The sequence below is a fragment of the Candidatus Alcyoniella australis genome (genome assembly GCA_030765605.1).
Lineage (GTDB): Bacteria > Lernaellota > Lernaellaia > JAVCCG01 > Alcyoniellaceae > Alcyoniella > Alcyoniella australis.
On record JAVCCG010000101.1, the window covers coordinates 39900 to 47311 of the forward strand.

5 protein-coding genes and 2 rRNA genes are annotated in these 7412 nt (G+C 59.6%); 2 read left to right on the forward strand and 5 right to left on the reverse strand.

Translation table 11 applies throughout. The features are described from left to right. Nucleotide 1 precedes the first annotated feature (1 nt). Genes P9M14_11880 through P9M14_11890 form a run of 3 tightly spaced genes read right to left on the reverse strand, consistent with a single transcriptional unit; the run spans nucleotide 2 to nucleotide 4044 of the window. Entirely contained in the window at nucleotides 2-1060 is a 1059-nt protein-coding gene (locus P9M14_11880) for an alpha/beta hydrolase (protein ID MDP8256440.1), read from the reverse strand. After that, nucleotides 1057-3603, reverse strand: a complete 2547-nt coding sequence (locus P9M14_11885) for a TIGR03960 family B12-binding radical SAM protein (GenBank protein MDP8256441.1) — start codon at nucleotides 3601-3603, stop codon at nucleotides 1057-1059. The genes P9M14_11880 and P9M14_11885 overlap by 4 nt, the downstream gene beginning before the upstream one ends. Before the next feature lie 33 nt (nucleotides 3604-3636). Next, nucleotides 3637-4044, reverse strand: coding sequence for a hypothetical protein (locus P9M14_11890; GenBank protein ID MDP8256442.1), 408 nt, complete (start codon nucleotides 4042-4044; stop codon nucleotides 3637-3639). Nucleotides 4045-4198: 154 nt separating this feature from the next. On the opposite strand from P9M14_11890, the gene P9M14_11895 reads away from it, so the two are divergent. Together P9M14_11895 and P9M14_11900 are read left to right on the forward strand one after the other, a co-directional pair. Then, nucleotides 4199-5197, forward strand: a complete 999-nt coding sequence (locus tag P9M14_11895) for an NAD-dependent epimerase/dehydratase family protein (protein ID MDP8256443.1) — start codon at nucleotides 4199-4201, stop codon at nucleotides 5195-5197. Nucleotides 5198-5682: 485 nt separating this feature from the next. After that, nucleotides 5683-6606 carry a hypothetical protein gene (locus P9M14_11900; GenBank protein ID MDP8256444.1) on the forward strand — a complete coding sequence of 308 codons (924 nt, stop codon included), beginning with the start codon at nucleotides 5683-5685 and terminating at the stop codon, nucleotides 6604-6606. A gap of 156 nt (nucleotides 6607-6762) precedes the next feature. On the opposite strand, the gene rrf is transcribed toward P9M14_11900, so the two are convergent. Continuing rightward, nucleotides 6763-6879 (reverse strand): 5S ribosomal RNA (gene rrf / locus P9M14_11905). A gap of 90 nt (nucleotides 6880-6969) precedes the next feature. Next, a 23S ribosomal RNA gene (locus tag P9M14_11910) occupies nucleotides 6970-7412 on the reverse strand; the annotation flags it as partial.

Below are 7412 nucleotides of genomic sequence, written 5' to 3' on the forward strand. Positions count from 1 at the left end.
ATCACCTGTGCCGGTCGAGCCACTGAATGATGATCGGGAACACGTCGTGCGTCGCGGCCTGGCCGTGCACCAAGTCCATGTGGCCGTAGTCGGCCGAGGCGCCGTTGGCCCGGCCGATCATAAAGTAGGTCTTATCCGCAGCGCCCAGCGCGTCGTAGCCACGCCGGACCTGATGCGGAGACGCGGTCTCGTCCATCGATCCGGCGAGCACCAGGGTCGGCACGTCGGCCTGCGCGAGCATCGCCAGATAGTCCTGCTGCGATTGCGCGTCGGTCAGCCCGCAAAAATTGTAGGTCGCCACCCACTGTCGAGCCTCGCCCGCGCTCAGGTCGTTGACCGCCCTGCGCATCATGGTCTGGCGCACTTCGCGCGTGACGTTGTGCGGGTTGTACAGCGTGGTGGTGACGAAATCAGCGCTTTCCGGCAACAGCGCGCCGACCTCGGCCCCGATGTTGGCCGGCAGCTTATTAAGGTGGTTCAGCAGCCAGCCCGAGCTGAGCATCATTTCGATCCAGCGCGAGCTGTGCTGGAAATAGGCCGGGCTGGCCACGATCACCAGCGCGCGGACCTGTTCGAACTTGCCGTGGGCCAAAGCGATGTAGGCGACCATCCCGCCCATCGAGTGGCCGACGTAGTCCACCCCGTCCGCGCCGGTGCGCTCCAGCACCTCGTTAATGGCCGCGTCCAGGTCGCGCAGGGCATAGTCGTCCATGTCCCAGCCATCGCCGTCCGCATCCTGGCTGCGCAGCTTGTCGGACATTCCGTGGCCGCGCAGCTCCACCAGATAGACGTCGCGACCATCGTCGGTGAGGGCGCCGACAATGTTGTTCTGCGGGTCGCAGATAAACGAGTAACGGTTGCTGCAAATCCCCGGGCAGAGAACCACCGGACGCCTGTCGTCGGCAACGTAATCCGCTGCCCGGTAATGATGCAACGCGATCTTCACGCCGTCTTCGGTCGTCGCGCTAAGGCTTTGATGAAACGGCGTGGGACTGAACTCGTGCCGAGCGCAGCCCAGCAGCAGCATTGCGATCAGCAGCAGCAGCACCGTGCGCCTCATGCTCGATCCTCGTCCGTAAAAAAGGTCCGCTCCCTGGTCATACGTCCCCCGGCCATGCGCTCATCGGACCACTGAAAGATCGATCGAATGATGCTCAGCGGTTTTGCTCCGCGCTTGCCCGGCCGGTGCGCCAAGTCGATTAACAACCTGTCCGCGCCCTGCAGCTCGATACGTATAACCAGCGGCTTTATTTCGATTTCTCGTGTAGCCTTATCACGAACCTCCACAACTATCCAGCTTTCGCCGCTCGAAAATTGCGCAATGCGCTCCAGCGCCAACGCACGCTCGGACTCGTCGAGCGCCAAGTCGGCGGGCAGGATAAAACTATAGGAAAAGCCGCTGATCGACTCGAACAGGCTGCGATCCCGACGCGCGATCAGCCGCGCCTCGCGCAACACGATCCCCTGCGGCAGCTGCTCGCTCAGCTCCTTACCCAGCTGGTACAAATCCGGCTGTTTGACAAGCAACGCCTCGAAGTACTCCTCGCGGCCCTGGGCTCCCACGGGCAGCGGCGGGCCGAAGCTCAGCCGCGGCTTGGGATGATGCCCCTGGCTGTAAGCCATCGGCGCGCGGGCCCTGCGTAGCGAACGCTCCACAGCCGACGCCAGCTCCAAATGGCTCAGCAGCCGGGCGTCCCCGAGCTTCTCGAAGCGGATACGGACCCGCGCCAGCGGCACGTCGGAAGCGGGCCGCACAGCAGCAACGTGGATTGGCGCAGACTGCGCCGCGCCCTGCTTTGGCGCACGCGCCAGCCGGTTCTCGAGCTGATCGTCGCACGCTCCGCAGGACGAGCACTGGCCCGTGCGACAGTCGGCGGTCAGCTCGCCGACCTGCGAACGCCGCAGTTCCTCGAGCAGGAAGCGTTTGTCAATGCGGCAGTCGATGTGGTCCCACGGCAGCAGCGCGTCGAGCTCGAATCCGTTTTGCGCGCAGTGCTCCAGATCGAGGCCCATGCTGGCAAAGGCTTCGATCCAGCGCTGGTTATCGAAGTGTTCGGTCCAGGCGTCGAATCGCGCTCCCGCCGTATAGGCTTCGAGTATCGCCTCGCCTACCTCGCGACCGCCGCGGGCGAACGCCGACTCCAGTCGGCTGGTTCGCGGATCCTGCCAGCGCAGCTTGATCCCGCTGCGACGCAGCGCGTTATGGATCAGGTCGATCCGTTGCCGGGCCTGTTCCAGGCTGATCATCGGCTCCCACTGAAACGGGGTGAACGGCTTGGGCACGAAGGTCGCCAAATGCAGATTGACTCCGCCGCGGCGCGAAATCGAACGCACATTGCGCATCACGTTGCGGGCCAGCTCGACGATCTGTCGCAAGTCGTCCTGTGTTTCGCCGGGAAGCCCGACCATGAAATAAAGTTTGATGTGTTTCCAACCTGCCTCGAAAACCCGCCGGACCGTTTCCAACACCTGCTCGTCGCTGATCGGCTTGTTGATCGCGCGGCGCAGCCCTCCGCCGCCAGCTTCCACTGCAATCGTGAAGCCGGTCTTGTGCACCTGGCGGATCGACTCCACGATCCGCGCATCGAGGCTCTCCACGCGCAGGCTGGGCAGACTGGTGCCGATGCGGTCGTCCCGGGTCAGCCCCAGCACGCCGGGCAACAGGGTTGCCAGGTCGGAGTAATCGCCGGTGGAGAGCGAGAGCAGGCCCAGCTCCTCGAATCCGCTCTGCCGCAGCTCGCGCTCGATCTGCTCCAGCAGCGGCTCGCTGCTGCGTTCGCGCAACGGCCGATAGATGTAACCCGCCTGGCAGAAGCGGCAACCGCGCGTGCAGCCGCGGCACAGCTCCACGCTCAGCCGGTCGTGGATCGCCTGGATCGTCGGAACCAGCGGACGACCCGGCGGCGGATATTGGTCCAGGTCCGGGATCACCGTGCGCCGCACGCGCTCCGGAGCCGGGCTGATCGGCGTTAGCGGCAGCGCCCGGTCCTCTGGCGCGTGGTACAGCGCGGGAACGTACAGCCCTTCGATCTGCGATAGCTGTTCCAGAATCGCGCGGCGGGAATCTCCGGCCGCACGACGCTCGCCCACCAGCCGCAGCATTTGGGGCAGCAACCGCTCGCCATCGCCGATGGCCACAGCGTCGAAGAACAGTGCGAACGGTTCGGGATTGATCAACGCCGGGCCGCCGCCGATCACGATCGGGTCGGACTCGCCGCGCTGATCCGCGCGCAAGGCGATGCGGGCCAGGTCGAGAATCTGCAGCACGCCGGTGGCCAGCAGCTCGTAGGGCACGCTGAAGCCGATCACGTCAAAGCCGCTCAGCTCAGCGCCGCTCTCCAGCGTGGTCAGCGCCAAGCCCCGCTTGCGCAGCAACTCTTCGGCATCGCTCCACACCGCGCAGACCCGCTCCGCTGCCAGGTCGGGCTCGGCGTTGACAATGCGATACAGCAGTTGATAGCCAAGGTGGCTCGCCGCCACCTCGTACACATCGGGGAACGCCAATACCATTCGGGCGCGCAGGCCGACCGCGGGCTTGACCACTTGGCCGACCTCGCCGCCGATATAGCGGCCTGGCTTGATTACATCGGCTTTAAACAACACGTTCAACGCGCCCCTTTGCCAGGGGCTTGATGGCTAGAAAACGAGATGGATCAGGTTGGCGCCCAGGACCGTCTGCTGCTCGCCGTCGTAATTGTACTGGGCAACAAAGGGCGCGGGCCAGAGCAGGATCGAGCCTTCCAAATAGCGCGACATATCGACGCCGGGCGTGAAGCCAGCTCCTTCGGGCACGAACGATCCAAGCACGAATCCACCGGCCCCGCCGATGGCCACTCCCGACCAAAGAAACGTATCCAGGTTTTCGTCGCTCGTCTCGTTGTTGGGCGAGAACAGCAGAACCGCTCCACCCAAGGTCACGCCCATTCCCATTCCCAGGAATGTGCCGATGGCGATTTCACGAGTGCCGCCAGCCTGAGCAGGCAGATCGAGGACGAACAGATTAACAGCACAAATCAACAGTATCAGAACGATAAAACGCCTCAAGGCCGTCCTCCAATTTGGTACGTAACGCTTGCGGCAAAGTTAAACATGAGCGGCGCGCCAAGTCAATCTCGTCCAACCTGATGCTGAATCTTGTTATACTCGCCGCAGGTTGTGCAGCCAAATTCGACATTCACAGCGCATTGCGGGGGATGTGATGACCACCTTGATCACCGGCTCCACAGGGTTCGTGGGCAAGTTGCTGCTCAAGCGGCTGCTGCTCGAGGGACAACAGGTGCGCGCCCTGGTGCGCGACCCCTCCAAGCTGGGCAACCTGGTTGACCACCCTGCTCTCGAAATTTTTCAGGCCGACTTGGAGCAGTTCGACCGACTGCCCGCCGCGTTGCAGGGGATCGACCGCCTGTATCACAGCGCCGCAGTGGTCAAGGAATGGGTGCGAGATTGGTCCGTGTTCGACCGCGTCAACGTCAAGGCGCACCGACGGCTGCTCGATGCCGCGCTTGATGCCGGCGTGAAGCGCATCGTGCATACCAGCTCGTTCATCGCCCTGGGACACAGCGACGGGCCGGGCGTGGCCGACGAAACCGCGCAGCACGAGCCGGGGCATTTTCACAACCCGTACGAACGCACCAAGTATCAGGCGATGCGCATCAGCGAGGAGTTGGCTGCGCAGGGCGCGCCGATCGTGATGGTGCTGCCCGGCATCGTCTTCGGTCCCGGCGAGCTGACCCAGGGCAACTTGATCGTCAACATGCTCAGCGACTGGGCCGCGGGACGGCTGCCCGCGCTGCCGGGCCCCTGCGACAAACCCTGGAGCTACGCCTATGTTGGCGACGTGGTAAACGGACACATGTTTGCCATGGAACGCGGCAAGCTCGGCGAGCGCTACATCCTGGGCGGCGAGAACAAAACCATGGATCAACTGTTTGCCAAGGCCGCGCAGCTTAGCGGCCGCAAACCGCCGCGCCTGCATCTGCCGCTGTGGCTGCTCAAGGGCTCGGCCGCAATGCTGGCCGGACTGGGCAACACCCTGCGCTTCACCCCGCCACTGGTTCCCGGCACCGTGGGCGTGGCCGAGCACGCCTGGGCCTACAGCTCGCAAAAGGCGATCGACGAGCTGGGGTACACGATCACGCCGTTCGACCAGGCGCTGGAGACCACTATCCACTGGATGCAGGGGCTTGATCTGATCTGACGGTCACCGACCCTGAGCTACCCTTTCTTTCACCAAAAATCCTTCCTATCTTGCTATAAACTCTCTATTAACGAGATCGCACTTTTTAGGAAAAGACGACATAACCCTGTCGCGCGTGGATGCTAGGTTTGTCCCCGGTGTACGAAACGTGCCTTGGCAAAGTGGCTATGGACGTCCGGGAAGCAAAGGTATCAGCAAGCACCGTAACAAGATCGTGTAGATAGTTAAAAGGAGAAACCTGAATGGAATTCGTAGACGGCGATTGGTTGCAGATCGAATACGGCAATGCACTACTCAAAATGGTGGCCTTCGGCTAGGCGTTCTGGTAGACAGGGGATGGTTGAAATGGACTATTTCGAAAAGTTTTCAACGGTCGCCTGAATCTCAACCGACACGGATTCATTGCACAAGAAATCCGGGATGCTCCTGTTGATTTTCGAGAAGGGCTGAGAATGCACCATACAACCTGGGAAATGGAGAAAAAAATGAACGGTAGCCGAGGTCTGTCCGAGAAATTTCTTCAGCAACTAGAATCCGGTCTGATGCACCCTGTTCTGGAACGGGTGCGTAACGACACCACACTTAATTTTCAAATACGGGACGATTATATAAACCTCTATTACCGGGGCGGAAACCTTTCAAGGATTTCGCGCAACCCGCAAGGCGAATTCTCCGTAGCGTTTGACTCTAACTATTTCAAAGGCATTGCTGCCATAAAACCGAACCTTCCTAAGGCATTGACGTCACCGCAGCATGTCGCTGAATGGCTTGATGCGCTACCAATGTTGAAACAGGGCATGGACCTGTGGTTCGCCAAGCACCCGCGCGATGAAAAGGAGATTCAGCAGAGGATCGCCCGGATCAACAACATTGGAAAAGTTGCCAAAGGAACGGACTATTTCATCTGTGACTTTGAATACCAAAGTAAAGAGGGGCGTTTTGATCTGGTTGGTGTTCGCTGGCCGTCCAAGGGAAGCATCAGGAAGCGGAACCGTGGTTTGACGCTCTCGTTTGTCGAGGTGAAGTATGCTGATAGTGCACTGAAAGGAAAAGCCGGAATAGTTGCCCATTTGGCAGATATAAAAAAATTCTCTTGTATCCAAAGCAACCTGACCGGACTCGCCGACGAGATGAAAACCGTCTTCAACCAAAAACGACGTCTGGGCCTGATAGACAATCAGAAGGACATTGAATCCTTTGACCTATCCCAGGTCGAGCTGATGTTCATTTTGGCGAATCACGACCCCGAGAGTAAAATCCTCTCTCAAATCATTGGAAAGCAGAAGATGATCGGCCGCCAAAAAGTTGAGGTCACCTTTGCTACCGCCAATTTCATGGGCTATGGGCTCTACCTTGAGGGTATATTCTCACTGGCGGATTTCATGAAAAAATATCCCAAGCGTATTTGAACGGTCAGGAAGACGTTTGAAGGTCTGCATACATCGATAACGTAAAATATTTTTCGCACATTTAAAAGATGTTCAGCAGGACGGTGTCTGGTGGGAAGCATGATCAAGGCAGCATAAAACGAAAAGGCCGCCCTATTGGGCGGCCTTTTATTAGTTCTCCGGCAACGACCTACTCTCCCACCTGGCTTCCCTGGCAGTACCATCGGCGCTGGAGGGCTTAACTTCCGTGTTCGGGATGGGAACGGGTGTGGCCCCTCCGCCATTATCACCGGAAATTTGCATTCGATCCAACTTAAGATTTCCTATAGCAATCGTCTTATCAATAGCTTTACGATTCGCCCCCCAGGCTTGGACAAAAATCTGGGGGTCAAGCCTTTCGACCTATTAGTATCGGTTAGCTGCACGCATTACTGCGCTTCCACACCCGACCTATCAACCTCGTAGTCTACGAGGGGTCTTATTCCCCGAAGGGAGGGATATCTAATCTTGAGGGAGGCTTCCCGCTTAGATGCTTTCAGCGGTTATCCTTTCCAGACGTGGCTACCCAGCGATGCCCCTGGCGGGACAACTGGCACACTAGAGGTCTGTCCACCCTGGTCCTCTCGTACTGAAGGCAGCTCCTCTCAAATATCCTGCGCCCACATAGGATAGGGACCGAACTGTCTCACGACGTTCTAAACCCAGCTCACGTACCGCTTTAATTGGCGAACAGCCAAACCCTTGGGACCCTATTCAGCCCCAGGATGCGATGAGCCGACATCGAGGTGCCAAACCTCCCCGTCGATGTGAACTCTTGGGGGAGATAA

What these genes read in the sequence shown, in the direction of transcription:
- P9M14_11880 (MDP8256440.1), bottom strand. Translation starts at nt 1,060, where the DNA reads ATGAGGCGCACGGTGCTGCTGCTGCTGATCGCAATGCTGCTGCTGGGC.
- P9M14_11900 (MDP8256444.1), top strand. Translation starts at nt 5,683, where the DNA reads ATGAACGGTAGCCGAGGTCTGTCCGAGAAATTTCTTCAGCAACTAGAA.
- P9M14_11895 (MDP8256443.1), top strand. Translation starts at nt 4,199, where the DNA reads ATGACCACCTTGATCACCGGCTCCACAGGGTTCGTGGGCAAGTTGCTG.